This window comes from Streptomyces sp. NPDC001678, assembly GCF_042892945.1.
Classification (GTDB): Bacteria; Actinomycetota; Actinomycetes; order Streptomycetales; family Streptomycetaceae; genus Streptomyces.
The window spans coordinates 1-25,217 of sequence record NZ_JBIAUP010000011.1 but is presented as its reverse complement, the minus strand read 5'-3'; the positions used below and the strand labels follow the sequence as shown (position 1 = coordinate 25,217).

Here is a 25,217-nt window from a genome sequence, read left to right as displayed (position 1 = left end):
GGGCCGAGAGTTGCGCCGGGCGCCGCCTGAGCTTTCCCTGTCGTTCTTTCGGGGCATGGTTAAGTCCCTTGCGCCATGACAGAGTTGACGGGACCTCTGGGGTGACAGTGGGAAGAAGTGGACGCCGCGTGCGCGCGGTTCTGACGGTACTGGTGGCATGGGTCTCGCTGGTCGGGGGCGGCACGGCGTGGGCGGGCACGGAGGAGCTCTCCCCGCCGGAGCTGGGCGCGCCGACCGCGCTGGGGCCGGGAGTGACGTATCGGGGGTTCTCGCTGAAGGGATCGAACGGACCGGCGTACGGGCATCTGCTCACGGTCGACCTGCGCGAGCGGCGGGTGTCGGTGGACCTGTTGTACCCGGGGGCCGTGGGCGCCCGGGAGCGGCTGTCCCGGATGGCCGGCGACCGCAGCGCGGTCGGCGGGGTGAACGGGGACTTCTTCAACATCGCCGAGGCGCAGCATCCCGGGGTGGACGCCACGGGCGCGCCGGTGGGTCCCGCCGTGGCGGGCGGGCACGATCTGAAGGCGGCGGTGCCGGACGGCCAGCGGTTCGGCCCGGCGATGCCGTCGGGCGGTACCACGGAGGACGTCCTGGGCGTGGGCGCGGACCGGACGGCGCGGCTGGACCGGCTCACGCTGGAGGGGTCCGTGCGCGCCCGGAACGACGAGTTCCCGCTGAGCGGCTTCAACCAGTACGCGATCCCGGTCGACGGCATCGGGGCGTTCACCCCGGCCTGGGGCACGGCGTCACGGCTGCGGGCCACCTGTGGCACGGACACCGACCGGGGCGCGCCGTGCAGCGACGACACCCGTGAACTGACCGTGCGCGGGGGCCGGGTGGCGGCCGTGGCGGAGCGGCCCGGCCGGGGCGCCGTCGCCCGGGGTTCGGTGGTGCTGCTGGGGCGCGAGGACGGGGCACGGCAGCTGCGCAAGCTCAAGGTCGGGGACCGGGTGGCGGTCGACGAGTACCTCCGGCCCCGGCGTTCGGGGTCGCTGCGCTTCGCGATCGGGGGTTTTCCCCTGCTGCGCGGGGGCAGGCCCGTCGGGGGGCTGGACACGGAGACCGCCGCCGTGCGGACCGCCGCCGGTCTGGCGGACCGGGGGCGGCGGCTGTTGCTGCTGGCGCTCGACGGCGGAGCCGCCCACCGGCCCGGGCTGACCCTGCTGGAACTGGCCCAGGCCCTGAAGGGGCTGGGGGCCGCCGACGGCTTCAACCTCGACGGCGGCGGCTCGTCGACGCTCGTCGCCCGGGACCCGGGCGAGGCCCGTCCGACCGTGCGCAACCATCCGTCGGGCGGGGCCGAGCGGCCCGTGCCCAACGGGATCGGCATTTTTATCCGACCTTGACACCAGCTTTCAATCCCATCCTTTTGAGTGATCGCCCCCATGGATTCGCACTGCTAGCTTCGAATGGGGGCGAGCGGGAATTCCCGACGGTTCCGCAATGGGTACTTCCGTAATGGATGGGTGGGCATTCGATTATGACGACGTCACTGGAGACCGGAGCGGGCACGGATAATCCCCCCGGGCGGCTGAGCCTGGGCACCGAGGCCGCCCGCAATCTGGCGACCACGACAAAGTCCGTTCCGCAGATGCAGGGGATCACCTCGCGGTGGCTCCTGCGGCTGCTGCCATGGGTTCAGCTCTCCGGTGGTACGTACCGGGTGAACCGCCGGCTGACGCACACGCTCGGCGACGGCAAGGTGGAGTTCTTCACGACCGGCGCCGAGGTGCGGGTCATCCCGGCGGAGCTGGGCGAGCTGCCCCTGCTGCGCGGCTTCGCGGACCCCGCGGTCCTGGAGGCGCTGGCCGGGCGGTTCGTCCAGCGGGAGTTCCGGCCCGGTGAGCTGCTGGTGGAGGCCGGGCGGCCGGCGGACGAGGTGGTGCTGCTCGCCCACGGCAAGGCCGAGAGGTTCCACGAGGGCGAGTACGGCGAGCCGGCAGTGCTGGGCGTCCTGGCCGACGGCGGGTACGTCGGCGACCAGGCGCTGGCCGCCGAGGAGCCGGGCGAGTGGGACTTCTCGGTCCGGGCGGTGACCGCCTGTACGGTGCTGACGCTGCCGCGCGGGGACTTCCAGGATGCGCTGGACGGCTCCCCCGGCCTGCGGGCGCACATCGAGGCCTTTCGCCGCCGGTCGGCCCTCCCCCACAACGAGCACGGGGAGTCGGCGATCGACGTCGCCTCCGGGCACAGCGGGGAGCCCTCCCTGCCCGGGGTCTTCGCGGACTACGAGACCTCGCCGCGCGAGTACGGGCTGAGTGTCGCCCAGACGGTGCTGCGGGTGCACACCCGCGTCGCCGACCTCTACAACGAGCCCATGAACCAGCTCGAACAGCAGCTGCGGCTCACCGTCGAGGCCCTGCGCGAACGCCAGGAACACGAAATGATCAACAACCGGGAATTCGGCCTCCTCCACAACGCCGATCTCAGCCAGCGCATCCACACCCGCGGCGGCGCCCCCACCCCCGACGACCTCGACGACCTGCTGGCGACGGTCTGGAAGGACCCGGGCTTCCTGCTGGCCCACCCGCGCACCATCGCGGCGATCGCCCGCGAGTTCAACCGCCGGGGCGTCTACCCGGACAGCGCCCAGGTGGGCGGCCACTCCCTGCCCGCCTGGCGGGGCGTGCCCATCTACCCCTGCAACAAGATCCCGATCACCGAGACGGGCGTCAGCTCGATTCTGCTGATGCGCACCGGTGAGGAGTCCCAGGGCGTCATCGGCCTCCACCGCACGGGAATTCCCGATGAATACCAGCCGAGCCTTTCCGTGCGCTTCATGGGCATCAGTGAAAAGGCCATCATGTCCTATCTGGTGAGCGCCTACTACTCGGCGGCGGTCCTGGTGCCCGACGCCCTGGGAATCCTCGAGAACGTCGAGATCGGGCACTGAGGAATTCCCTCGAAGGTCTCTTCCGTATGAGCGCGTGAAGAGGATCGCCACCCCGACAGCCGGGCGGGCCCATCGGTCTGGGCACAGCCGCCGCCCGGCTCTCCGGGGTGTCGCCCCGGAGCGCGCCCAGGAACGGTCCCGGGCCACCGGCGGGACCGCCCCGAACCGCCCCGCACCACGTTCAACAGCTTGAATCACACAGATGGGTGATCACCACATATGACCACGTCAGTGGAGCCGGAGAACACCGAGCAGGCCGCTCAGGCACAGCTGAGCCTGGGCACCGGCGCGGCACGCCAGCTCGCGACGACCACCAAGTCCGTCCCCCAGATGCAGGGGATCTCCTCGCGCTGGCTGCTGCGCGTCCTGCCCTGGGTGCAGGTGTCGGCCGGCACCTACCGGGTCAACAGGCGGCTGACCTACACCGTCGGGGACGGCCGGGTGGAGTTCATCTCCACCGGCGCCGACATCCGGGTCATCCCGCCGGAGCTGGGCGAACTGCCCGTCCTGCGCGGCTTCGAGGACGCCGACGTCCTGGAGGCCCTGGCGAACGCCTTCGTGCAGCGGGAGTACGCCCCGGGCGACGCGCTCGTGGAGGCGGGTCAGCCCGCCGACCAGATCTTCCTCATCGCCCATGGCAAGCTCGCCAAGACCGGCACCGGCAAGTACGGGGACGAGACCGCGCTCGGCACCCTCGCCGACGGCGACTACTTCGGCGAGAAGGTGCCCCTGGAGCCCGACGGCACCTGGGGCTTCACCGTCCGGGCGGTGACCCGCTGTGCGGTGCTGACGCTCAACCGGCAGGCCTTCCAGGAGATCGCCGACCGTTCCGACGCGCTGCGCGCCCATGTCGCGGGCTTCGCGTCCCGGCCCGCTCCCCCCGCCAACAAGCGGGGCGAGGCGGACATCGCGGTGACCTCCGGCCACGCCGGCGAGCCGGCCATCACCGGCACGTTCGTGGACTACGAGCTCAAGCCCCGCGAGTACGAGCTGAGCGTGGCCCAGACGGTGCTTCGGGTGCACACCCGCGTCGCCGACCTCTACAACGAGCCCATGAACCAGCTCGAACAGCAGCTGCGGCTCACCGTCGAGGCCCTGCGCGAACGCCAAGAGCACGAAATGATCAACAACCGGGAATTCGGTCTCCTCCACAACGCCGACTTCGGCCAGCGCATCCACACCCGCAGCGGACCGCCCACCCCCGACGACCTCGACGAGCTGCTCTCACGGCGCCGCAAGACCCAGGTCTTCCTGGCGCATCCGCGGACGATCGCCGCCTTCGGGCGCGAGTGCACCAGCCGTGGCCTCTACCCGAAGAACATCGATTTCCTGGGCACCTCCGTGCGCTCCTGGCGCGGTGTCCCCCTGCTGCCCTGCAACAAGATCCCGGTGAGCGACACCGGCACCAGCTCGATCATCGCGATGCGGATGGGCGAGGACAACCAGGGCGTCATCGGGCTCCACCAGACCGGCATTCCCGACGAGTTCCAGCCCAGCCTCAATGTGCGCTTCATGGGCATCAACGAGCAGGCCGTGTCGTCCTACCTGGTGAGCGCCTACTACTCGGCGGCCGTCCTGGTGCCGGACGCGCTGGGCGTGCTGGAGGACGTGGAGATCGGGCGCTGACGGGCGCCGCCCGGCCGGTCAGGGCCTGACGCCGCCGACGATCTCGGCGGTGGCGTTGATCCCGTGCGCGATGGTGGGCGCGACGCTGGTGCTGGCGAGGACGAAGCCCAGCAGAACGCAGACCATCGCGTGCGAGAAGCGCAACCCTCCGTTGCGCATGAACACCACCGACAGGATCAGAAGCAACAGGACCACGGAAATCGACACGGCCATGATGTACCTCCTCGGTGCGGCGGTGGACGTCCGCCAGTCTTGCTCATCTCACCGCCGGGACCGGCGCGACGGGCATACGCCATCCGGGTGGGACATCACCGATTCGGCCGTGAACCGGAGTGAAAAGGGGCGCGAAACGGGGTGACAGCCGGGGGCGGACGGGGGATACGCCACCCGGCTGTCGGCTCCGACGGGGGCTCAGCCCCGGCTCTTGGCCCGGTAGAGATGCATCGTCAGCGGCGCGAAAACGGCGGTGATCACTCCGCACGCCAGCAGCACCCAGCCGACCTGGCCGGCCGTCGCGGTGCCGTGGACCAGCCCGCGGACCGCTGTGGCGGCGTCACTCACCGGGTTCACATCGACGACGTGCTCCATCCAGCCCGGCATGGTGTCGGGCTCGACGAAGATATTGCTGGTGAAGACCAGCGGGAACATCACCAGCATGCTGGTGCCGGACACGGTCTCCGGGGTCTTGGCCACCACCCCGAGGGCGGCGAAGATCCAGCTCACACTGACCGCGAAGAGCAGCAGGAGCAGCAGCGCGGCGATCACTCCGCCCGTCCCGCCGTCCGGCCGGAAGCCCAGTGCCAGGCCCACGCCCAGGGTGGTGACGAGCGCCAGCACATAGCGGACCAGGTCTCCGAGGAGGCTGCCGACGATGACGGCCGGCTGCCAGAACGGCAGGGTGCGGAAGCGGTCGTAGATGCCCTTGGTGATGTCCATGCTGAGCGAGGTGCCGGTGTACACCGTGGGCATGACCACGGCCTGAACCAGGACGCCGGGGAGGAAGTACTGGAGGTACTCCTTCGTCGACCCCGCGAACGCGCCGCCGAAGAGGTAGGTGAAGGTCAGCAGGAAGATGACGGGCATCAGCGTCACGTCGAACAGGACGGCCACGCCGTAGTGCTTCATCTTCCGCAGAGTGCGCCAGGCGGTGACCCAGATCGCGGTGAAGGGGTTCGGCCGCCCGGGCCGGGCCCGGACGGCGAGGGCCGCGCGCAGGGCGTCAGCGGCGGCGGGGGGTTGTGCCGTCGCTGACGCCGTCTTGGATGCCGTCGTCATGCCGCGTCCTCCTGAGTGGTCGTGGCGTCCTCGGCCAGGCGGCCGGTCAGAGCGAGGAACACTTCGTCGAGGCTGGGCTGCCCGAGGGCGAAGTCGGCGACGGAGACGCCCGACCGGGCCAGCTCGGCGAGCGCCTGGGCGACACGCTCGGCGTCGGCGGTGCGCGCCGAGAGGGCCAGCGGATCCGGCTCCTGGTAGACCGGCACCCCGAGGACCCGGGTGAGCAGCTCGGCGGCCTCCGGCCGGTCCTTCGGTTCGATCAGCCGGACGTGGAGGGCGCCCGAGCCCACGGATGCCTTGAGTTCACCCGTGGTCCCCTCGGCGATGACCTGGCCGCGGTCGATGACGGCGATGCGGTCGGCGAGTTGGTCCGCTTCGTCCAGGTACTGGGTGGTGAGCAGGACGGTGGTGCCCACCTCGACGAGGGCGCGGACGCTCTCCCAGACCTGGTTACGGCTGCGGGGGTCGAGCCCTGTGGTCGGTTCGTCGAGGAAGAGCAGATCGGGGGTGATGACGATGCTCGCCGCGATGTCGAGGCGGCGGCGCATACCGCCGGAGAAGGTCTTGGCCTGGCGGTCGGCCGCCTCGGTGAGTTCGAAGGCCGCCAGCAGTTCGGCGGCCCGGCTCGTGGCCCGGCCGCGGGAGAAGCCCAGTAAGCGGGCCAGCAGGACGAGGTTCTCGGTGGCGGTGAGATCCTCGTCGATCGACGCGAACTGCCCGGTGAGACTGACCCGGCTGCGCACGGCGTCGGCTTCCTTGACGACGTCGTGGCCGAGCACCCGGGCGGAGCCCTCGTCGGGGGTGAGCTGGGTGGCGAGCATGCGGATGGTGGTGGTCTTGCCGGCACCGTTGGGTCCCAGGACCCCGTACACGATCCCCTGGGGGACGGAAAGATCGACGCCATTGACCGCCCGGGTCTCACCGAACTTCTTCACGAGTCCCGAGGTCTCGATGGCAGGCGAGGATGGTGAACTCAAATCTCTGACTCCTAGGTCCTGTGCGCCTTGGCTCACGGTCCCGCTCGACGGGACGGCCTCCGGGCGGATGACTCCCCCGATGCCCGGACTCAAACTTGAGCACCACCGGAGCCTAGGGCAGTCGAAGCGGCTTATGCAAGTTTGAGTACCAGGTCGTTATTCAAGTTTGAGCATCAGCTTGTGCAGGGTCCCCAAGGGCCTTGCACAAGGGAAGAAGCAGGAGAAGAACGCAGGGGAAGAAGGGGGCTCAGGCCGCCGGGTCGGAGCCCTTCTCGGGCCACGTGCCCGGCATGCCGAATGCCTGATCGTCCTCGCCCGCCATCACGTACTCACCGGCCGCCAGCCGGTCGAGCAGGTCCCGCGTCCACTCGACGCTGCCCTCGACGGCCTGCGTCCGCAGCCTCCTCAGCTCCGACAGATGGCCGAACAGGGCGCCGCGCCGCGCGCTTCCGGGCTCCGCGCGCAGCGCGTCCCGCTCCTCCTCCAGCGTGGCGAGGCGCTCCCGGAGCGCCCCGATCGCCTGCTCGCGCGAGAGCGCGGGCATCAGCGCCAGGCCCGCGCCAAGGGTGTCGGGCCGGTGCTCGGGCCGCTTGAGGGCATCGAGGAGGAGCCGGAAGAAGGCCTCGTCCCCCTCCTCGGTCAGCTGGTAGTCCACGCGCCCGGGCCACTCCTCGATCTCCGTGGCCTCCAGCAGCCCTTCCTTGGCGAGCTGCCGCAACGCGTGGTAGATCGAGCCCCACTTGACATTGGCCCACCCCTCGACGCCCCAGGAGAGCAGCTCCGAGCGGACCTGGTATCCATGGGTCCTGCCGAACCCCCGGACGACTCCGAGGACCAGCAACCGCGTCGCCGACATCGTCTCCCTATTCCGCATTCCGCTGGTGAGCGTGGTGTGACCAGCGTAGACCAGCGGAGGAAGGGGGCACGGCACGGGCGCCGGCCGCCCCCTCGCCCCCGCCTGCGGCACCGTCAGGCGCGCGCCTCCGCGACCGGCGTCCGCTCCTCCCCCGTCGCACTCACCGTGCCACCGGTGTCCGGCAGCTTGCCGAGCCGGACCAGCAAGGGCCGCATGTTGATCACGTCCCAGTGCTCGACCACCTTGGTGCCGGCGAACCGCAGTTCCTCCACCAGGTGCCAGCTCACCGGCCGCCCGGTGGGGGCCACCCCGAAGAACTCGCCCCGGTGGGTCGCGGTGACCGTGATCCGCAGGGCGACCCGGTCCTCCTCCGCCATGATGCTCTTCACCTCGAGCCGCAGATCGGGAAAGGCCTTCAGACCCTCCTCCATCAGCTTGATCATGGCCGTCGAGCTCACTTCGCGGTCTTCCGAGTAGTGGACGATGTCCGGCGCCCAGTGTTCGACGATCCCTGCGAGGTCCCCCCGGTTCCAGGCGGCGACCATCTCCAAGCACAACGCCTTGCGCTCGGCCAGCGACATGGGGACTCCTTGCGCTCTCGACGACGGTGTTCGGACCACCCTGCACGCCGCCCCCCTGAGAACCGCTCCAGCCGTGCTGGAACGACGGGCGGCGCGCCCGCCGGACCAGGGGGAATCGACCGCTGCTGGGGGATTCCTCCAGCAGGGCCGCCGATGCTCGTCACCCGGAAGCCGCCTGCCCGAAGGAGTGTTCATGAGCGACGTTCTGGTGACCGGAGCGACAGGCAGGGTCGGCCGCCGTGTCGTGGCCGGCCTGATGGCGGCGGGCGTCCGCGTGCGTGCGCTCACCAGGGCACCGGAGGCGGCGGGGCTGCCGCCCGGGGTCGAGGTCCACAAGGGGGACCTCACCCTCCCGGACACCCTGCCGGCCGCCCTGGAGGGCGTCGGCCGGCTCTATCTCTTCCCCGTTCCCGAGACCGCCCGTGAAGTGGCCGCCCTGGCCCGGGAGGCGGGGGTGCGGCGGGTGGTCGTCCTGTCCTCGAGCTCCGTGCTCGAAGGGCTCGAAGAACTCGAAGAACTCGAAGGGGGTGACGACGAGGCCTTGGCGCGCAATCACAGCGCCCTTCACCACCTCACCGTGGAACGGGCGGTCGAGGAGTCCGGTGTCGACTGGACCTTCGTGCGCCCCGACGAATTCGCCGGGAACGTGCTGTGGAAGTGGCGGGACTCCATCCGCGCCGAGGGCGTCGTCCGCGCCCCCTACGGCAAGGCCGCACGGGCCCTGATCCATGAGGCGGACGTGGCGGACGTGGCCGTGGCGGCGCTCCTGGAGGACGGTCACGTGGGCGGGAGGTACCAGCTGACCGGCCCCGCGACGCTGACCCAGATCGACCAGGTCCGCGCCATCGCCGAAGCCCTGGGCCGGGACATCCGGTTCGAGGAGCTGAGCCACGAGGAGGGGCGCGCGGCGATGAGCGCCCATATGCCGCCGCCCGTGGTGGAGATGGTGCTCGGCTACCTCGCCGCGTCCACCGCCGTGCCCGGGCCCGTGGTCCCCACTGTGCGGGACATCACCGGCCACGAGCCGCGCTCCTTCGCGCGGTGGGCCGCCGACCACGTCCACGAATTCCGCTGAGGAACGGGGAGCACCGGGTGAGGAGCACGGAACGCCGAGTGAGGAACGCGGAGCACCGAGGAGGGACACCCATGTACGGAGCCGGGATCGCGGAGATCTACGATCTTCTCCACGAGGCGCGCGGCAAGGATTTCGGCGCGGAGGCCGCGACGGTCACCGGGCTGATCCGCGCGCGGGAGCCCGGGGCTGCCTCGCTGCTGGACGTCGCCTGCGGCACGGGCGCCCACCTGCGCCACTTCGGCGAGCACTTCGCGCACACCGAGGGGCTGGAGCTGTCGGAGGCGATGCTCGCCGTCGCCCGGGTGAACACGCCGGGCGCGGTACTGCGCCAGGGCGATATGCGCGCGCTGGCCACCGGCCGCGTCTACGACGCGATCACATGCATGTTCGGCTCGATCGGCTATATGACCGACACCTCGGAACTGCGGTCGGCTCTGCGGTCGTTCGCCCGCCACCTCAGCCCCGGTGGTGTGGTGGTCGTGGAGCCCTGGTGGTTCCCCGAGACGTTCATCGACGGACACGTCTCGGGGGACGTGGTCACGGTGCGGGGGCGCACCGTCGCACGGGTCTCCCACTCCGCGCGCGAGGGCGCCGCTTCGCACATGCGGGTGCACTACGTGGTGGCCGAAGCCGGGGCGGGGGCACGGCACTTCGTGGAGGAACACCGCATCTCCCTGTTCACGCGCGCCGAGTACGAAGAGGCGTTCGCGCGGGCCGGGCTGGAGGTCGGCTACCACTCGGGGGTCCCGTCCGGGCGCGGGCTGTTCGTCGGGACTCTGCCGGCACGCGACTAAAGGACGGGGCGGGGAGACGGCCGGCCGTCTCCCCGCCCCGCGGCCTTCGGCGTGTGCGGGCCCGCCGTCAGCCGGGCAGCCGTACGGAGAGCGCGTGCCGGAAGGTGTCGCGCGGATCCCAGCGCGCCTTCACCTGCTGCAGCCGGGGGTAGTTGCCCTTGTAGTACAGGGTGTGCCAGGGCACGCCCGAAGTGTTCCACTTCGGGTCCAGGAGGTCGATGTCCGGGTAGTTGATGAAGGTGCCTTCCGTGGCGTCGCCGGGCACGGGGACCCCTCCCGTCTCGGCGAAGACGTCACGGTAGAGCTCCCTGAGCCACTGGACGTTGGCGTCGTCCTGGGCCGCGTCCTTCCAGGTGACCGACATCCACACCTTGACGACCGAAGCGCGCTGGGCGGTGGCCGTGGCGGTCTCCGGGACGGAGTTGACCTTGCCGCCGTAGGAGTAGAGCGACACCTCGCCCCAGATCTGCGAGTCGGCGCTCAGGTGCCGGTAGAGGGTGGCGATCTGCGGGCCGGACCAGGGCTTGCGCAGGTAGGCGCCCTTGGACTTGGTGCGGTCGTAGCCCGCGGTGTCGTATCTGTTGGCGAGGGTGGCGCGCAGCCAGGGTTCGGCGGTCCGCTCGACGGCGGGCTTGAGCCCCACGCCCTCGCCCAGCGCGCCCACGTAGTTGTCGACCAGGCCCTCGGCGCCGGCCACACCGCCGTCGATCTGCACTTCGAGGACGATCTGTCCGCCCGCGCGGTTGTTGAGGTAGAAGACGCTGTGCATGACGGCGTAGGGCGAGCGGGCATCGCTGTTGCGCATGTGCCACTCGCCGTGGTTCGCCAGGATCCGGCTGAACGCCCGCTCGGTCAGGTCGGACCACTGCCAGGTCACGACGTACCGCAGGCTGGACCCGGGGGCCTTGGGCAGCAGCTTCGCCGGGTCGTCGCCGGTGGCGCCGGGCGAGCGGAACCAGTAGCGGGTGACGACCCCGAAGTTGCCCCCGCCGCCTCCGGTGTGGGCCCACCACAGGTCGTGGTTCGGGTCGGACTCCTCCCGGGTGGCCACCACGCGGCGGGCGCGGCCCGCCTTGTCGACCACCACGACCTCGACGGCGTAGAGGTGGTCCGTCACCACGCCCTCGCGGCGGGACAGCGGGCCGTAGCCGCCCCCCAGCACATGGCCGCCGACGCCGACCTGGGGGCAGACGCCGGCCGGGAGGGTGACGCCCCAGTTGAGGTACAGGGTGCGGTACACCTCGCCGAGGGTGGCGCCGGGTTCCACGGCGAAGGCCCGCCTCCGGGGGTCGTAGGAGACCTCGCGCATCTGGGACATGTCGATGACGGCCCGTACGGCGGGGTCGTCGACGAAGCCCTCGAAGCAGTGGCCTCCGCTCCGCACCGCGACGCGTCTGCCGCCCTGGACGGCCTTGTTCACCACGTCCACGACCTGGTCGGCGGAGTGGACCAGGTGAACGGCGTCGGGACGGCCGCGGAACCGGCCGTTGAACCCGCGGCTGACCAGGTCCTGGTAGCGGGGGTCGTCCCGGCCGACGGTGACGGTCTCCGCCCCGGGTACGCGGTTCCCGGGCTCCGCGGCCCGGGCGAGGGCGGCACCCGGACCGTTGACGGTCCATGCCGTGGCACCACCGACGGCCGCCGCACTGCCGAGAAATCCCCGGCGTGTGAATTGAGTTGACACCGACGCTTACCTCTCCCCGTTGTGTATTTCCCGTTCACTCGTGTGCGGCCTGCATGGCCTATCCGACCTGTGCCACGATGGCCTATTCGGCGACCGGTTCGACGATGACCACCGGGATCTCCCGGTCGGTCTTCTTCTGATATCCCTTGTACTGCGGGAAGATCGAGGTCATCATCGCCCACAGCCGCGGTTTCTCCTCGGCGGTGGCCGTACGGGTCCGTACGGCGTGGTGTTCCTCGCCGACCTGTATCCAGGCCTCCGGATTCGCCTGGAGATTGAGGTACCAGAGCGGGTGGTTCGGACTTCCGGCATTGGAGCCGACGATGACGAAACGGTCGCCGTCCCGCCCGTAGATCACCGCCGTGCGGCGCAGCCGGCCCGACTTCCTGCCCCGGGTGGTGAGAAGAAGCGTGTCGAGCCCGTACCACTTGTGCCCTTCCCGGCCGCCGCTCTCGTCGTAGCGGCGGATGTGTGCCGCGACCCAGCCCGTAGGGCTGTCCACGACCTCGTTCTCGTCGCGCTCGGGCATGACCCCTCCCCGAAGGAGCTCAAGTTTGCTCGAAGGAGCTCAAGTTTGAGTGCGCCCACACTAGAGCGAACCGGCGCCCGTATACAAGTTTGAGCAGGATGTTCAGTAGCGACGTGCGCCACCCAGGGCGACGGCCGGCGCCTCCGCGGGCACCGGATCCCCCCACGCGTGGTCGTCGCCGTCCGCGGTCAGCACCGCCCGGTGCAGCCGCTGCAACCGGGGCCCCGGGTCCAGGCCCAGCTCCGCCACGAGGGCCGTCCGCAGCCGCCGGAACACCTCGAGCGCCTGGGCACGCCGGCCGCTGAGGTAGAGCGCCCGCATGTACTGGCCGTGCAGGCCCTCGTGCAACGGGTTCTCGACCGTGAGAGCGGCCAGTTCGGCCAGCACCTCGCGGTACATGCCGAGCCGCAACTGGGCGTCGACCAGGTACTCGAGGGTGACCAGCCGCGATTCCTCCAGCTGCCGGCGCTTGGACTCCAGCACCCGGCCGGCCGGGACGTCCACCAGCGCGGGCCCCCGCCACAGCAGCAGGGCGTCGTTGAGATCGCGCACAGCGGCGCCGTCGTCGCGGCGCGCCAGCGCCTCCCGGCCGCTCCTCGCCAGCCGCTGGTAGCGGTGGACGTCGAGCGTTCCCGCCCCGGCCGCGAGCAGATAGCCGCCCGCCCTGGTCACCAGGACCTCGCGCGCTACCTCGGCCGTGGGCATGCCGGTGACGGACGCGAACATCTTGCGCAGGTTCAGGATGTACGTCTGCAGGGTGGCCGGACCGCTCACCGGCGGATCGTCGTCCCACAGGTCCCGCACGAGCGAGGTGGCCGGCACCACCTGCCCGGTGTGCACCATCAGCATCGCCAGCACATTGCGCAGTTTCGGTGCGCTCGGCGCGTCCACCCGCCCGTTCGCCCGCACGCACAACGGCCCCAGAACGCCCAGCTCCATCATTCCCCCATCTCCCCGTCACCTCGTTCCCTCGCGCCCGGGGGGGCTCCATGGCTCCGGCCCCGGGGCGTCGAGCACGTCGCGCTACGGCCGCCGGCCGCCGGACTCCCGGCCGCCCGGCTCCGGCCACGGTTCACCGAGCTGGCGGTAGGTCCCCAGATAGTCGGGCCAGTCGCGGTGGTCACGGATCTTGCCGTCGACGAACCGGAAGAGATGGATCTGTTCGCCCGAGAACAGCCGTCCCGTCGGGGCCATCCCCACCAGGTCGCCGACGTGCCGGCCGTACAGGACGAGCTTCGCGCGGGCCCATTCCCCGCGCTCCTCGATGTCGACCTCCTCCAGCCGGGCGTCCTGGGAGAACGTCTTCTTCACCCACGCGACGTTCACGGCGAAGAGTTCCGGGCCGCGCAGCGAGGTGAATTCCAGCGTCCCCGGATTCAGATACTCCGGGTGTATGTAATCCGCGACGTCGTCGGTCTTTCCCGTGTTGTACGCGTCGATCAGCCGCCGCACCGCGTCCAGTTGCGCACTCATGAACCTCTCCTCGCAGATGGGTTCCAGTACTTGCCGATCCATTCTCAGGAGCACCGTCGCACGGAACAAGTGACCAGCGTCACTCGCGTGCCCGATTCCGGATCGCACCAGCCGTAGTCCAGTACCGCTCCAACAGCCCTCCATTCCCGCCCGAGATCACGATCCGACGCTGGTGTCATCACCGGAGGACGCCGCGTAAACGCGCGCCCGCGGCACGCACCGAGGAAACGGGAGCACACCTTGGACACGTCGACCTACAAATCCGAAGTGGCCGCCGCATTCGACCGTGCCGCGGCCGCCTACGACAGGCTGGGGGTGGAGTTCTTCACCCCCATGGGCCGCCGGCTCGTCGACCGGGTCGCACCGCTGCCCGGCGAACGCGTCCTGGACGTCGGCTGCGGCCGGGGGGCCTGCGTCTTCCCCGCCGCCGAACGGGTGGGCGCGGCCGGGTCGGTGGTCGGCATCGACATCGCACCGGGCATGATCGAGGAGACCGCGAAGGAGGCCGCCCGCCAAGGGGCCGGCAACGTCCGGCTGCGGGTGATGGACGGGGAGTACCCGGACTTCCCCGAGGAGACGTTCGACGTCGTCACGGGCAGCTACAGCGTCATCTTCTTCCCCGACGCGCCGGCCGCGCTGGCCCGCTACGCGCGGCTGCTGACCGGCCGGGGCCGGATCGGCTTCACCACCCCGGTCTTCACGGACGACACGTTCCCCTTCCTGCCGCCGGTCTTCACCGAGCTGATCCCGCGCGAACTGCTGCGGAACCTGCCGCCCGAGTGGCGGCCGGAGCGGCTGCGGCAGCGCTTCAACAGCTGGCTGGCGGACCCGGCCGACCTGGCCGGGACCCTGCGGGAGTGCGGCTTCCGGGACGTGGTGTGCGCGGACGAGACCGTCCGGCTGGTGGCGGCGTCGGGGACGGCGTGGGTGGAGTGGTCGCACACCCAGGGCATGCGGCTGCTCTGGGAGCACCTGGGCCCCGCGGACCGCGAGGCGCTCCGGCGGCGGCTGGTGTCCTCACTGGACGCGATGCGGGTGGACGGCGGACCGCTGACGATCGACACGCCGGTGCGCTATGTGACGGCTGTCGCGGCTCGTTAGCCCTCGACAGCCCCCGACAGCCCCAGCAACCCTCGACAGCCTCCGACATCCGGGGCCGGGGCACCACCCCCGGCCCCGGCCCCCGTCGTTCTCGCCCTCGTCCTCACCTGGCGGACGCCCCGGCCCCGAGGAGCCGGGCGGCGGCCGCCAGCGTCTCCCGGTCCTTCTCCGGTGGGCCGGGGCGGGCCGGGAGAAGGGGCACGACCCGGCTGGTGCCACGGCGGACCGCCGGGTGCCGGCGGACCAGCCGGGAGAGGCCCTGACCGGGGCCCGCCTCGACGAGCAGGTGGTCGCCCCCGGCCATCAGCGTCTCCAGGGCCGGCCAGAAGCGGACGGGGGCCACCGGGTGCCCGGCCCAGAAGGAGGCGTCCGCGATGTCCGCGCGGGTCAGCGGGGCCGTGGTGTAGGCGGAGTACACCGCCGTACGCGGTGCCCGTACCGGCACCACGGCGAACCGTTCCGCCGCGCCCCGGCAGGCGGGTGCCAGCATCGGGCTGTGGAAGCCGCTGAGCGAGGGCACCCGGCGACAGGTGAACCCGTCCTCGCGCAGCAGTCGTCCGGTCTTCTCCAGCGGGCCGTCCGGCCCCGCGAGGACGGTCTGCCGGGGGGCGTTGATCGCGCCGACGACGACGTCCGCGCTGAGATACGGCTCCAGTTCCGTGGGGGTCGCGGCCACCGCGAGCATGCCGCCGGGCGGTGCGGCGGCCAGCCGCCGCACCCGGTCCAGCACCAGAACGGCGGCGTCCCGCAGCTCGAACACCCCGGCCAGGACGGCCGCCGCCATCTCGCCGATGCTGTGCCCCAGGAGCGCGGCGGGGCGCACCCCCCAGCTCAGCACGAGCCTGCCGAGCGCGTAGTCGACGGCGAACAGCAGCGGCTGCGAGCGCGTGACATGGTCGATCGGCACCACCGGGCGCTCGGCGAGCCAGTCGGAGCGCAACCGCTCCCCCTCCTCCCCCATCGCGGTGAACACCTCGTCCATCGCGGCGGCGAACACCGGCACTTCGGGGTGGAGCCCGGCCGCCATGCGCACGTGCTGGGAGCCCTGTCCCGGCAGCAGCAGGGCGACCGGGAGGCCGCCACCGGTCACCGGGGGCTCTCCGCCGCGCGCGTCCCCCGGCTCAGCTCCTCGTTGACGAGGGCGACGAACGCGGCGGGCGTACGGGTGTCGGCCAGCTCCTCCTCCGGGAGCCGGACGCCGAGTTCCCGCTCCACCCTGGCCGCGGCGGCCATCAGGGCGAGCGAGTCGTAGCCGAGGAGGTCGAAGTCCTGGTCGGCCGCGTCCGGGGTGAGGTCACCCGCCTCGTCCTCGCCCGCGCACTCGCGCATGATCCGGATCAGTTCGTCGATGGTGAAGCCGCTGGTGAGGCCGCTCATGGTTTCCTCCGTGTCGGTCGTGAGGGACATGGATCGTGAGGGACATGTCATCCGTCCGTGCGCCGCACCACCATGGCGCTGTTGAAGCCGCCGTGGCCCCTGGCCACGACGAGGGCGGCCCGGCCGGTGAAGGGGCGGGCGGTGGCGGTGACGAGGTCGACGGCGCAGCCCTCCGCCGGCCGGTCCACGTGCGCGGTCGGCGGGATGACGCCGTCGCGCAGGGCCAGCAGGGCGGCGACCACGTCGAGGGGGGCCGCGCCCGAGTAGAGCCTGCCGGTCATGGTCTTGGGGACCGTGACGGGCACGCCGTACGGTCCGAAGACCTCCGCGAGGACCCCGGCCTCGGCCCGGTCGAGGGCCGGGACTCCCGCGCCGTCGGCAAAGACGACGTCGATGCCGGAGGCGTCGAGGCCCGCGTCGGCGAGCGCGCCGTCGATCGCCCGGCGCAGGGTGGTGCCGCGCCCCGTGGCGGGGTGGGGGTCGAAGGAGGCTCCGTAGCCGCTGATCTCGCCGTGGACGCGGGCCCCCCGTTCGCGGGCCCTCCGGGCGTCCTCGAGCACCAGGATCGCCCCGCCCTCGCCCGGTACGTGGCCGGCGGCGTCCCGGTCGAAGGGCAGATAGGCGCGGGCGGGGTCGTCGCGGTCGCTGAGGAACCCGGCGGCGAGCTGGGCGGAGAGCCCGTACGGGCACAGGGACGCGTCCATGCCGCCCGTGAGCATCAGCCGGGTGCCGGCGCGGACCCTGCGCCGGGCGTGGGCGATCGCGTCGAGCCCGCCCGCCTGTTCGGTCACGAAGACGCCCGTGGGGCCGCGCAGATCGTGCCGGATGGAGATCTGGCCGGAGTTGACCGCGTAGAACCAGGCGAACGACATGTACGGGCTGACATGTCGCGGGTCCTTGCCCCACAGGTTCTCCAGCTCCCGCTGGCCGAACTCGAAGCCTCCCGACGCGCCGGCGGTGATCACGCCCCGGTCCAGCGGGCCGAGGTCCTCCTGGGGGGCGCCCGCGTCGGCCAGCGCCCAGTCGGCCCCGGCCAGCGCGAACCGGGTGGTGCGGTCGGTCTGGGGGACGAGCCGGCCGGGGACGTGGTCACGGACGACGAAGTCGGTCACCTCGCCCGCCAGCGGGGACGGGTACCGTCCGGGGTCGAAGCGGGTGATGCGGCCGATGCCGCTCTCGCCCTTCAGGGTCGCCGCCCAGTAGGCGTCCAGGCCGAGGCCGTTGGGAGCGACGACCCCGATCCCGGTCACCGCCACTGTCGTGGTCACGTCCGCCGCCCTTCCGGCCCGGTGAGGACCATCGCGCTCTGGAAGCCGCCGAATCCGCTGCCGACCGTCAGCACGGTGGCGGTCGGCTGGTCCCGGGCCGTCAGCGGGACGTAGTCGAGGTCGAGTTGGGGATCGGGGTCGTACAGTCCGGCGGTGGGCGGCACCACCCCGTACTTGATGACCAGGGCGCTGGCGGCGATCTCGATGGATCCCACCGCGCCGAGCGAGTGGCCGATGACGGACTTGATGGAGCTGACCGGCACCCGGTGGGCGTGTTCGCCCAGGCCGAGTTTGAAGGCCACCGTCTCGTGGAGGTCGTTCTGACGGGTGGCGGTGCCGTGCGCGTTGACGTACTCCACGTCCGTGGAGTCGAGCCGGGCCTCGTCCAGGGCGGCGGTGATCGCGGCGGCCATCTCCCGCCCGTCGGGGCGCAGTCCGGTCATGTGGTAGGCGTTGCCCCGGCAGGCGAAGCCCGCGATCTCGGCGTAGATCCCGGCGCCGCGGGCGCGGGCGGCGTCCAGCTCCTCCAGGATCAGGACGGCGGCGCCCTCCCCCAGGACGAAGCCGTTGCGGGTGCGGTCGAAGGGGCGGGAGGCGCGTTCGGGGGTGTCGTTGCGGGGTGTCGTCGCCTTGATGGCGTCGAAGCAGGCGACGGTGATGGGCGCGATGGGGGCGTCCGCACCACCGGCGATCATGACGTCGGCGGTGCCCTCGCGGATGAGCTCGCAGGCGTAGCCCACGGAGTCCAGCCCGGAGGTGCAGCCCGCGGAGACGACGGTGGCGGGCCCCTCGGCCCCGGCTTCCCAGGCCACCTCGGCCGCGAGGGAGCTGGGCACGAAGTAGTCGTAGAGGTGGGGCGATCCCTGGGTGTGGTCGACCAGCCAGTGGCGTCCGCCGTCGCTCAGCGCGACGTACTGCTCCTCCAGCTTCTGGGTGCATCCCACGGCGGAGCCGATCGCGACGCCGACCCGGTGGGCGTTCTCCCCGGTGACGTCCAGGCCGCTGTCGGCGAGGGCCTCGCGCGCCGACACCAGGGCGAACTGGGCGGCCCGGTCGAGCCGTCGCGCGTCGGCGGGGGCGATCCCCGCCTGTACGGGGTCGAAATCGCACTCGGCGGCCACGCGGGAGCGGAACGGCGAAGGGTCGAACGCGGTGATCGTCCGGGTCGCGGGGACACCGGAGACGACGCGGTTCCAGAACGCCTTCGTCCCCACTCCGCCCGGCGCCACCACCCCGATCCCGGTGATCACCACCCGGCGCCCGGTCATGCCCGCTCCCGGTGCGCCGGGCGGTCCGCGACGCGTGTGCGGCGCGTCTCGTAGAGGGCGGGCTCGCTGGTGCTCAGGGCCCGCAGCCCGGCCGCGTGCGGGCCGAAGCCGGGGTGCGCCAGGGCCGCCCGGAAGGACTCGGCGTCCTCCCACTCGGCGACGTTGACGTAGTGCCCGGGCCGGTCGACGTGGCGGGAGAGGGTGTGCCGGAGGAAGCCGGGCCGGCCCGCCATGAACTCCGACGTCCGCGCGAAGGCCTCCTCGAACTCCTCGGGGGAGGCGTGCACGGTGAACCTGTTGACGAACATGACGGCTCCGGTCGCACCGGGATCGTGATCGGGCATCGCACTGGCTCCTCGCTTCCGGGCGGCTCTCGACCAGGCGTCATCACCGCTCGTGTCCCCAACGTGCGGGCCGTCTCTCGCAAGCGGCTGGAAGACCGGTGGACCGGCCCGGGCCGCGCCGCCGTCCGGTCCAGCGCAATTCGAGCCGGGGCTGCCAGCCTCGCAGTCGTCCGCCGCACCACCGAGCCCCACCACCGGAGGGGAGCGCATGAACCGACCCGACGTGCACGAGACCGAGCACACGATCACGGTGGCCGCGCCGGCCGGGACCGTCTTCGCACTGGTCGAGAGCGTGGACGACTGGCCCCACGTCTTCCCGCCGACCCTCCACGTCGAGTGCCTCGAACGGGCCGGCGCCGAGGAGCGGATCCGCATCTGGGCGACGGCCAACGACCAGGTGAAGAACTGGACGTCCCGCCGGACCGTGGACCGCGAGGGTCTGCGGATCCGCTTCCGCCAGGAGGTCTCGCGGCACCCGGTCGCGTCGATGGGCGGCGAGTGGATCGTCGAGCCGCTGCCGGACGGGCACACCCGGGTCCGGCTCACCCACGACTTCCGCGCGGTCGACGACCTGCCGGAGAACGTGGCCTGGATCAGCCGGGCGGTCGACCGCAACAGCGGCGCGGAGCTGGCGGCCCTCAAGGCCGCCGCCGAACGAACCGCCGCCGAGCGGGCCGACGGCGGGCGAACCGGCGACGGGCGGACCGGCGACGGGGCGGCCTTCACCTTCGAGGACACGGTGCGGGTGGACGCCCCGGCCGGCGACGTCCACGCCTTCCTCCTGGAGGCCCAGCTGTGGCAGGACCGGCTCCCGCACGTCGCCCGGGTGGTGCTCAAGGAGGACACCCCGGACGTCCAGCTGCTGGAGATGGACACCCGCACGGCGGACGGCTCGACGCACACCACCTCGTCCATCCGGATCTGCCTGCCCGGCCGGCGGATCGTCTACAAACAACTGCGCACCCCCGCGCTGATGGCGGCGCACACCGGGTGCTGGACGGTCACGGAGGACCCGGCCGGCTCGGTGGTCACCTCCCGCCACACCGTGGTGATCGACCCGGGGGCGATCGCCTCCGTCCTGGGTGGGACGGCGACGCCGGAGGACGCCCGGGCGTTCGTCCGGCGGGCGCTCGGGCACAACAGCACGACCACGATGCGGCACGCCAAGGAGTACGCGGAGGGGCGCTGCGCCGACCGTCCCGTGACGCCGGCGACGTACGCCTCGCTGCAGCGGTTCTACGCGGCGCAGATGCGTCTGCTGGACGACGGCGAGGGACAGGCGTGGGCCGGCACCTTCGCCGAGGACGGCGAGTTCGCCCAGAGCGCGGGGCCCGCGCCCCTGCGCGGGCGGGCCGCGATCGCGGCGGCGGTGCGCTCCGCCGCGGGGCGGGCGCGCTCCGCGCGGCGCCGGCACTTCACCGGCATGCTCACCGCCCGGCAGTCGCCGGACGGTTCGGTGCGCACCCGTTTCTACGCCCTGGTCGTGGACACCGAGGAGGGTGCCTCTCCCGTGCTCCGGCTGAGCGCCTCCTGTCAGGACTCGCTGGCCCCCGAGGGGGACGGCTGGCTGGTGCGCCGCCGGCTGGTGGAGCACGACGGCCGCTGACCGGGCCCGGCGGCCCGCGCCCGAACGGGGGCCGGCCGGGCACTTCCGTTCGTGAGATCCCGGGAGGATGAGGAATTCCATGCGGGTGCTGTTCACCACATTCGCCGCGAAGTCGCACATGCACGCCCAGGTGCCGCTGGCCTGGGCGCTCCAGGCCGCCGGCCACGAGGTCCGCGTGGCCAGCCAGCCGGATCTGGCGGAGGACATCACACGGACGGGCCTGACCGCCGTGGAGGTCGGCGAGCCGCTCCTGCTCGAGGAGCAGATGCAGAAGGTCAGCGAAGGCCTGGGCGACGACGCCGAGATCATGGAGAGCCAGGCCGAGGCCGGGATGGACATGACGGAGACCCGGCCGGAGATGCTCACCTGGGATCACGTCCTGGGCGTGTTCACCTCGATGACGGCGATGGCGTTCCAGAACTCCTGTCCCGAGCGCATGATCGACGACACGGTGGCGTTCGCCCGCGCCTGGCGGCCGGACCTGGTCGTCTGGGACACGATGTCCTTCGCCGGGCCGGTGGCGGCGCGCGTCACCGGTGCCGCCCACGCGCGTCTGCTGTTCGGGCTGGACCTGATGGGCCGGATGCGGGAGACCTTCCTGGAGCTGCTGGCGAAGCGGCCGCCGGAGCTCCGCGACGATCCCCTGCGCGAGTGGCTGACCTGGACGCTCGCCCGGTACGGGTGCGACTTCGCCGAGGAGGTCGCGGTCGGCCAGTGGACCGTCGACCCGGTGCCGGGCCCGATGCGCTTCCCCGTGGACCTGACCTACGTCCCGGTGCGGTACGTGCCCTACAACGGTCAGGCCGTCGTCCCCCGGTGGCTGCACGAGCCGCCCGGGCGACGGCGGGTGTGCCTGACCCTGGGCGTGGCCCACCGGGAGGTGCTCTCCGCGGACCGGGCGTCCATCGGCGAACTGCTGGAGGCGGTCGCGGACCTGGACGTCGAGGTCGTGGCGACGCTCAACGCCAAGCAGCTGGCGGGGCTGGGGAGGCTGCCGGGCAATGTCCGGGCCGTCGACTTCGTACCGCTGAACGCGCTGCTGCCGTCGTGCTCGGCCGTCATCCACCACGGTGGCTCGGGCACCTTCCAGACCGCGCTGATCCACGGGGTGCCGCAGCTCATCGTTCCGGACATGGTCTGGGACACCATCCACAAGGCCAAGCAGCTGGAGCGGTTCGGCGCGGGGCTCTACGTACACGACGTCGACCACTACACCGCCCAGGACCTGCGCGCCCAGCTGGTGCGACTGCTCGACGAGCCGTCGTTCGCCCGCAACTGCGCCCGGCTCCGCACCGAGATGGTGGGGACGCCGAGCCCGGCCGGCATCGTCCCGGTGCTGGAGCAGCTCACCGCCGAACACCGCGCCGCCCGCCGAGGAGAGCAGTAGATGGATTCCGCCGGTCCCGCCGTGCAGTCACGCGAGCTCGCCGTCGAGGGCGCGTTCGTCTTCGCCCCGCCCGTCTTCGCCGACCACCGCGGCCTGTTCGTCTCGCCCTACCAGGAGCCGGCGTTCGTCGGGGCGACGGGGCGTCCGTTGTTCCCGGTGGCCCAGTCCAACCACAGCCTCTCGCGGCGGGGGACGGTGCGGGGCGTCCATTACACCGTGACTCCGCCCGGTGTCGCCAAGTACGTCTACTGCGCGCGCGGCAGCGCGCTGGACATCGTCGTCGACATCCGGGTCGGGTCGCCGACGTTCGGCCGGTGGGACGTCTCGCTGCTGGACCAGAAGGACTTCCGGGCCATGTACTTCCCGGTGGGCGTGGGCCATGCCTTCGTCGCGCTGGAGGACGACACCGTGATGTCGTACATGCTCTCCGGCAGTTACGAGGCACGGCACGAGCTGGCGCTGTCCGCGCTGGACCCGGCGCTGGGGCTGCCGGTGCCCGAGGACATCGAGCCGGTGCTGTCCGACCGCGACCGGGCGGCGCCGACGCTGCGGGAGGTCCGGGCCGAGGGCGGGCTGCCCGAGTACGAGAAGTGCCTACGGCTGGAGGCCGCGCTGTGGCGTCCCTGAGCGGGGGCGGTGACGGCCGTGGCGGGCCGCGGGTCGCGGTGCTGGGGGCGACGGGCTGCGTCGGCCGGGCGGTCTGCGCCGCCCTCGCGCGCTCGGGGTACGGGGTGCTCGCGGTCGCCCGGTCCTTCCGTCCCGCCGTCGCGGGGCACCCGTTCGTCGCGCTGGACGTGGCGGCGGCGCACCCCGAGGAACTCTCCGACCTCCTGGAGCGGTACGGGGTGACGGCCGTCGTCAACGCGACGGGGGGCTGGGGGACCACCCGCGAGGAGATGGAGTACGCGCACGTCCTCCTCGTGGAGCGGCTCCTGCGAGCCGTGGCCCTGATGGCGCGGCGGCCGCGGCTGGTGCACATGGGGTCCATCCACGAGTACGGGCCGGTGCCCTTCGGCACCGCGATCCACGAGGGCGTCGTCCCCCGGCCGGCGACGGCCTACGCCCGCACCAAGCTCGCCGGCTCCACTGCGGTGCTGGAGGCGGCCCGGGCCGGCGAGGCGGACGCGGTGGTGCTGCGGGCGGTGAACGTCTGCGGCCCGTACACCACACCCGCCAGTTTCCTGGGCGGTGTGGTGGAGCGGCTGCGCGCGCTGCCCCCGGGTGCCGTCCTGACCCTGAGCATCGCCGAGGCGCGGCGCGACTTCGTCGACGTACGGGACCTGGCGGAGGCCACGGTCCTGGCGGTGCCGGCCCCGGTGGCCGGACGGGTCGTCAACATCGGCCGGGGCGTGGCCGTGGGCATGCGCGAGCTGGTCGCGCTGCTGGTGGCGGAGGCCGGGCTGCCGCCGGGCACGGTGCGGGACGAGGGCGGCTCCGTCGACAGCAAGGGCGGCGGCTGGACGCTGGCCGACACCCGGCTGGCCGCCGAACTGCTCGGCTGGCGCGCGCGGACCGGGCTGGCCGGTTCGCTGCGGGCGATGTGGGACGCGCGGGAGACGGCCCCCGGCACCGGACCGACCATCACCCAGGACGAGGAGTCCCCATGGCCGACATCATGACGCGCGTCGCCCGCTCCGCCTCCGCCCGGGAGAGCGCGGTGGCGGACCCCGGCGGCTTCGACCGCTGGTTCGCGCAGTGCGCGACCCGGACCCACACCACGGTGGAGCGCGTGCCGCTGGACGCCCTGGACCGGTGGCGGCGGGACCCGGTCACCGGCGACCTGCGGCACGACAGCGGGCGGTACTTCACCGTGCACGGGCTGCGGGTGCACCACCCCGAGGGGCCGGTGCCCCGGTGGGACCAGCCCATCATCGACCAGCCCGAGACCGGGATCCTCGGCATCCTGGTCAAGGAGTTCGACGGGGTCCTGCACTGCCTGATGCAGGCCAAGGCCGAGCCGGGCAACAGCGACGGCCTCCAGGTGTCGCCCACCGTGCAGGCGACCCGCAGCAACTACACCCGGGTGCACCAGGGCGGCAGCGTGCCGTACCTCGACTACTTCCGCAACGCCGCCGCACAGCGGGTGATCGTGGATGTGCGCCAGTCGGAGCAGGGCGCCTGGTTCTACCGCAAGCGCAACCGGAACATGGTCGTGGAGACGACGGACGAGGTGACCGTCCTCGACGGCTTCCGCTGGATGACGCTCGGGCAGGTGCTCGCGCTGCTGGGCCGGGACGACGTGGTCAACATGGACGCCCGTACCGTCCTGTCCTGTCTGCCCTTCCCGGCCGGCGGCGCGCCCGCCCTCCACCGGACCGCCGATGTGCTGAGCTGGCTGACGGAGGCGCGTTCGCTCACGGACGTCCGCACCGAGCGGGTGCCGCTGAACGCGCTGGAGGGGTGGCACGACGCGGACGGGCGGGTCTGCCACGAGAGCGGCCGGTTCTTCGACGTCATCGGCGTCGACGTCGTCGCGGGCGGCCGGGAGGTGGGCCGGTGGAGCCAGCCGATGATCGAGCCCAGGGGCACCGGTGTCATCGCCGTCCTCCTGCGGGAGTTCGACGGGGTGCCGCACGTGCTCCTGCACGCCGGTGCCGAGCCGGGGTACGCGGACGTCGTGGAGCTGGGCCCCACGGTGCAGTGCGACCCGGCCAGTTACGAGGTGCTGCCCGCGACGGCGCGGCCGCGCTACCTGGACGAGGTGCTGAGCGCCGGGAAGGAACGGATCCGCTTCGAGGCGCTGCTGTCGGAGGAGGGCGGCCGCTTCCACCACGCCCGCAACCGCTACCTCGTCGTGGACAGCGACGTGCCGGCCGACCCGGGCCACCCCGACTACCGCTGGCTGGCGGTGCGCCAGCTGACGGCGCTGCTGCGGCACAGTCACTACCTGAACGTCCAGGCCCGTTCCCTGGTGGCCTGTCTGCACAGCGTCCTGTCCTGAATCCCGTCCTGAATCCCGTCCCGAAGGAGGCGGGGCCCCGCGCCCGGGGCGGCGGGCCGCCCGGGGGGGGACAAGGCCGCGGGCCCCCGGGGGGCCGCGCCCCACACCAACTGCACCACCCCCCGGCGGCGGGGCGGGGGCATAGGGCGCCCGCAAAAAAAG

25 protein-coding genes are annotated in these 25,217 nt (G+C 72.2%); 11 read left to right on the top strand and 14 right to left on the bottom strand.

Going from position 1 to position 25,217, the window contains the following annotated elements; translation table 11 throughout:
* The first annotated feature begins 128 nt into the window (after positions 1-128).
* The 3 genes from ACFYZR_RS22575 to ACFYZR_RS22565 all read left to right on the top strand — a co-directional run bounded on the left by ACFYZR_RS22575 (position 129) and on the right by ACFYZR_RS22565 (position 4,519).
* Positions 129-1,346 (top strand): phosphodiester glycosidase family protein, encoded by a 1,218-nt coding sequence (locus tag ACFYZR_RS22575; protein ID WP_391912975.1) that lies wholly within the window; start codon positions 129-131, stop codon positions 1,344-1,346.
* 134 nt (positions 1,347-1,480) lie between these two features.
* Positions 1,481-2,893, top strand: a complete 1,413-nt coding sequence (locus ACFYZR_RS22570; protein WP_391912974.1) for a family 2B encapsulin nanocompartment shell protein — start codon at positions 1,481-1,483, stop codon at positions 2,891-2,893.
* A 219-nt stretch (positions 2,894-3,112) separates the two neighbouring features.
* Positions 3,113-4,519 carry a family 2B encapsulin nanocompartment shell protein gene (locus ACFYZR_RS22565; protein WP_391912973.1) on the top strand — a complete coding sequence of 469 codons (1,407 nt, stop codon included), beginning with the start codon at positions 3,113-3,115 and terminating at the stop codon, positions 4,517-4,519.
* Between the two features lie 18 nt (positions 4,520-4,537).
* On the opposite strand, the gene ACFYZR_RS22560 is transcribed toward ACFYZR_RS22565, so the two are convergent.
* The 5 genes from ACFYZR_RS22560 to ACFYZR_RS22540 all read right to left on the bottom strand — a co-directional run bounded on the left by ACFYZR_RS22560 (position 4,538) and on the right by ACFYZR_RS22540 (position 8,208).
* The gene (locus tag ACFYZR_RS22560) at positions 4,538-4,732 is read right to left on the bottom strand and encodes a hypothetical protein (RefSeq protein WP_391912971.1); all 195 of its coding nucleotides are present in this window, start codon (positions 4,730-4,732) and stop codon (positions 4,538-4,540) included.
* Positions 4,733-4,930: 198 nt separating this feature from the next.
* Positions 4,931-5,794 carry an ABC transporter permease gene (locus ACFYZR_RS22555; RefSeq protein ID WP_391912969.1) on the bottom strand — a complete coding sequence of 288 codons (864 nt, stop codon included), beginning with the start codon at positions 5,792-5,794 and terminating at the stop codon, positions 4,931-4,933.
* Complete coding sequence (locus tag ACFYZR_RS22550) at positions 5,791-6,771, bottom strand: ATP-binding cassette domain-containing protein (RefSeq protein ID WP_391912967.1); 981 nt, start codon at positions 6,769-6,771, stop codon at positions 5,791-5,793. Before ACFYZR_RS22550 ends, ACFYZR_RS22555 begins: the two co-directional genes overlap by 4 nt.
* Before the next feature lie 247 nt (positions 6,772-7,018).
* Complete coding sequence (locus tag ACFYZR_RS22545) at positions 7,019-7,627, bottom strand: PadR family transcriptional regulator (RefSeq protein WP_391912965.1); 609 nt, start codon at positions 7,625-7,627, stop codon at positions 7,019-7,021.
* A 113-nt stretch (positions 7,628-7,740) separates the two neighbouring features.
* Entirely contained in the window at positions 7,741-8,208 is a 468-nt protein-coding gene (locus tag ACFYZR_RS22540; RefSeq protein ID WP_391912963.1) for an ester cyclase, read from the bottom strand.
* 193 nt (positions 8,209-8,401) lie between these two features.
* Between ACFYZR_RS22540 and ACFYZR_RS22535 the strand changes: the two genes are divergently transcribed.
* On the top strand, positions 8,402-9,283 hold the full coding sequence (locus tag ACFYZR_RS22535; RefSeq protein WP_391912961.1) for an NAD(P)H-binding protein: 882 nt from the start codon (positions 8,402-8,404) through the stop codon (positions 9,281-9,283).
* A gap of 71 nt (positions 9,284-9,354) precedes the next feature.
* The gene (locus ACFYZR_RS22530; protein WP_391912959.1) at positions 9,355-10,077 is read left to right on the top strand and encodes a class I SAM-dependent methyltransferase; all 723 of its coding nucleotides are present in this window, start codon (positions 9,355-9,357) and stop codon (positions 10,075-10,077) included.
* A 67-nt stretch (positions 10,078-10,144) separates the two neighbouring features.
* On the opposite strand, the gene ACFYZR_RS22525 is transcribed toward ACFYZR_RS22530, so the two are convergent.
* The 4 genes from ACFYZR_RS22525 to ACFYZR_RS22510 all read right to left on the bottom strand — a co-directional run bounded on the left by ACFYZR_RS22525 (position 10,145) and on the right by ACFYZR_RS22510 (position 13,763).
* Positions 10,145-11,761, bottom strand: coding sequence for an FAD-binding oxidoreductase (locus ACFYZR_RS22525; RefSeq protein WP_391912957.1), 1,617 nt, complete (start codon positions 11,759-11,761; stop codon positions 10,145-10,147).
* Between the two features lie 82 nt (positions 11,762-11,843).
* Positions 11,844-12,290 (bottom strand): nitroreductase family deazaflavin-dependent oxidoreductase, encoded by a 447-nt coding sequence (locus tag ACFYZR_RS22520; protein ID WP_391912955.1) that lies wholly within the window; start codon positions 12,288-12,290, stop codon positions 11,844-11,846.
* Positions 12,291-12,392: 102 nt separating this feature from the next.
* Complete coding sequence (locus tag ACFYZR_RS22515; protein WP_391912953.1) at positions 12,393-13,232, bottom strand: BTAD domain-containing putative transcriptional regulator; 840 nt, start codon at positions 13,230-13,232, stop codon at positions 12,393-12,395.
* 81 nt (positions 13,233-13,313) lie between these two features.
* Positions 13,314-13,763, bottom strand: a complete 450-nt coding sequence (locus ACFYZR_RS22510; protein WP_391912951.1) for a SnoaL/DnrD family polyketide biosynthesis methyl ester cyclase — start codon at positions 13,761-13,763, stop codon at positions 13,314-13,316.
* A gap of 240 nt (positions 13,764-14,003) precedes the next feature.
* On the opposite strand from ACFYZR_RS22510, the gene ACFYZR_RS22505 reads away from it, so the two are divergent.
* Entirely contained in the window at positions 14,004-14,864 is an 861-nt protein-coding gene (locus tag ACFYZR_RS22505) for a class I SAM-dependent methyltransferase (protein ID WP_391912949.1), read from the top strand.
* Positions 14,865-14,967: 103 nt separating this feature from the next.
* Here the strand turns inward: ACFYZR_RS22505 and ACFYZR_RS22500 are convergent, their stop codons facing one another.
* From ACFYZR_RS22500 to ACFYZR_RS22480, 5 genes are read right to left on the bottom strand one after another with little or no spacing between them, the layout of a single operon-like run.
* The gene (locus ACFYZR_RS22500) at positions 14,968-15,954 is read right to left on the bottom strand and encodes an acyltransferase domain-containing protein (protein WP_391912947.1); all 987 of its coding nucleotides are present in this window, start codon (positions 15,952-15,954) and stop codon (positions 14,968-14,970) included.
* Positions 15,951-16,241: an acyl carrier protein gene (locus ACFYZR_RS22495; protein ID WP_391912945.1), complete on the bottom strand. Its 291-nt coding sequence runs from the start codon at positions 16,239-16,241 to the stop codon at positions 15,951-15,953. Before ACFYZR_RS22495 ends, ACFYZR_RS22500 begins: the two co-directional genes overlap by 4 nt.
* A gap of 47 nt (positions 16,242-16,288) precedes the next feature.
* On the bottom strand, positions 16,289-17,509 hold the full coding sequence (locus ACFYZR_RS22490) for a ketosynthase chain-length factor (RefSeq protein WP_391912943.1): 1,221 nt from the start codon (positions 17,507-17,509) through the stop codon (positions 16,289-16,291).
* On the bottom strand, positions 17,506-18,777 hold the full coding sequence (locus tag ACFYZR_RS22485; protein WP_391912941.1) for a beta-ketoacyl-[acyl-carrier-protein] synthase family protein: 1,272 nt from the start codon (positions 18,775-18,777) through the stop codon (positions 17,506-17,508). The genes ACFYZR_RS22490 and ACFYZR_RS22485 overlap by 4 nt, the downstream gene beginning before the upstream one ends.
* Positions 18,774-19,121, bottom strand: coding sequence for an antibiotic biosynthesis monooxygenase family protein (locus ACFYZR_RS22480; RefSeq protein ID WP_391912939.1), 348 nt, complete (start codon positions 19,119-19,121; stop codon positions 18,774-18,776). The genes ACFYZR_RS22485 and ACFYZR_RS22480 overlap by 4 nt, the downstream gene beginning before the upstream one ends.
* Before the next feature lie 208 nt (positions 19,122-19,329).
* On the opposite strand from ACFYZR_RS22480, the gene ACFYZR_RS22475 reads away from it, so the two are divergent.
* From ACFYZR_RS22475 to ACFYZR_RS22455, 5 genes are all read left to right on the top strand, one after another.
* Positions 19,330-20,727, top strand: a complete 1,398-nt coding sequence (locus tag ACFYZR_RS22475) for an SRPBCC family protein (protein WP_391912937.1) — start codon at positions 19,330-19,332, stop codon at positions 20,725-20,727.
* A gap of 79 nt (positions 20,728-20,806) precedes the next feature.
* Entirely contained in the window at positions 20,807-22,114 is a 1,308-nt protein-coding gene (locus ACFYZR_RS22470; protein WP_391913416.1) for an activator-dependent family glycosyltransferase, read from the top strand.
* Positions 22,115-22,741: a dTDP-4-dehydrorhamnose 3,5-epimerase family protein gene (locus ACFYZR_RS22465; RefSeq protein ID WP_391912935.1), complete on the top strand. Its 627-nt coding sequence runs from the start codon at positions 22,115-22,117 to the stop codon at positions 22,739-22,741.
* Complete coding sequence (locus ACFYZR_RS22460) at positions 22,729-23,733, top strand: NAD-dependent epimerase/dehydratase family protein (RefSeq protein WP_391912933.1); 1,005 nt, start codon at positions 22,729-22,731, stop codon at positions 23,731-23,733. The genes ACFYZR_RS22465 and ACFYZR_RS22460 overlap by 13 nt, the downstream gene beginning before the upstream one ends.
* Positions 23,718-25,055, top strand: a complete 1,338-nt coding sequence (locus ACFYZR_RS22455; RefSeq protein ID WP_391912932.1) for an NDP-hexose 2,3-dehydratase family protein — start codon at positions 23,718-23,720, stop codon at positions 25,053-25,055. The genes ACFYZR_RS22460 and ACFYZR_RS22455 overlap by 16 nt, the downstream gene beginning before the upstream one ends.
* The last annotated feature ends 162 nt before the right edge of the window (positions 25,056-25,217 follow it).

What these genes read in the sequence shown, in the direction of transcription:
- ACFYZR_RS22570 (WP_391912974.1), top strand. Translation starts at nt 1,481, where the DNA reads ATGACGACGTCACTGGAGACCGGAGCGGGCACGGATAATCCCCCCGGG.
- ACFYZR_RS22565 (WP_391912973.1), top strand. Translation starts at nt 3,113, where the DNA reads ATGACCACGTCAGTGGAGCCGGAGAACACCGAGCAGGCCGCTCAGGCA.
- ACFYZR_RS22560 (WP_391912971.1), bottom strand. Translation starts at nt 4,732, where the DNA reads ATGGCCGTGTCGATTTCCGTGGTCCTGTTGCTTCTGATCCTGTCGGTG.
- ACFYZR_RS22555 (WP_391912969.1), bottom strand. Translation starts at nt 5,794, where the DNA reads ATGACGACGGCATCCAAGACGGCGTCAGCGACGGCACAACCCCCCGCC.
- ACFYZR_RS22545 (WP_391912965.1), bottom strand. Translation starts at nt 7,627, where the DNA reads ATGTCGGCGACGCGGTTGCTGGTCCTCGGAGTCGTCCGGGGGTTCGGC.
- ACFYZR_RS22540 (WP_391912963.1), bottom strand. Translation starts at nt 8,208, where the DNA reads ATGTCGCTGGCCGAGCGCAAGGCGTTGTGCTTGGAGATGGTCGCCGCC.
- ACFYZR_RS22535 (WP_391912961.1), top strand. Translation starts at nt 8,402, where the DNA reads ATGAGCGACGTTCTGGTGACCGGAGCGACAGGCAGGGTCGGCCGCCGT.
- ACFYZR_RS22530 (WP_391912959.1), top strand. Translation starts at nt 9,355, where the DNA reads ATGTACGGAGCCGGGATCGCGGAGATCTACGATCTTCTCCACGAGGCG.
- ACFYZR_RS22520 (WP_391912955.1), bottom strand. Translation starts at nt 12,290, where the DNA reads ATGCCCGAGCGCGACGAGAACGAGGTCGTGGACAGCCCTACGGGCTGG.
- ACFYZR_RS22515 (WP_391912953.1), bottom strand. Translation starts at nt 13,232, where the DNA reads ATGATGGAGCTGGGCGTTCTGGGGCCGTTGTGCGTGCGGGCGAACGGG.
- ACFYZR_RS22510 (WP_391912951.1), bottom strand. Translation starts at nt 13,763, where the DNA reads ATGAGTGCGCAACTGGACGCGGTGCGGCGGCTGATCGACGCGTACAAC.
- ACFYZR_RS22495 (WP_391912945.1), bottom strand. Translation starts at nt 16,241, where the DNA reads ATGAGCGGCCTCACCAGCGGCTTCACCATCGACGAACTGATCCGGATC.
- ACFYZR_RS22485 (WP_391912941.1), bottom strand. Translation starts at nt 18,777, where the DNA reads ATGACCGGGCGCCGGGTGGTGATCACCGGGATCGGGGTGGTGGCGCCG.
- ACFYZR_RS22480 (WP_391912939.1), bottom strand. Translation starts at nt 19,121, where the DNA reads ATGCCCGATCACGATCCCGGTGCGACCGGAGCCGTCATGTTCGTCAAC.
- ACFYZR_RS22475 (WP_391912937.1), top strand. Translation starts at nt 19,330, where the DNA reads ATGAACCGACCCGACGTGCACGAGACCGAGCACACGATCACGGTGGCC.
- ACFYZR_RS22470 (WP_391913416.1), top strand. Translation starts at nt 20,807, where the DNA reads ATGCGGGTGCTGTTCACCACATTCGCCGCGAAGTCGCACATGCACGCC.
- ACFYZR_RS22465 (WP_391912935.1), top strand. Translation starts at nt 22,115, where the DNA reads ATGGATTCCGCCGGTCCCGCCGTGCAGTCACGCGAGCTCGCCGTCGAG.
- ACFYZR_RS22455 (WP_391912932.1), top strand. Translation starts at nt 23,718, where the DNA reads ATGGCCGACATCATGACGCGCGTCGCCCGCTCCGCCTCCGCCCGGGAG.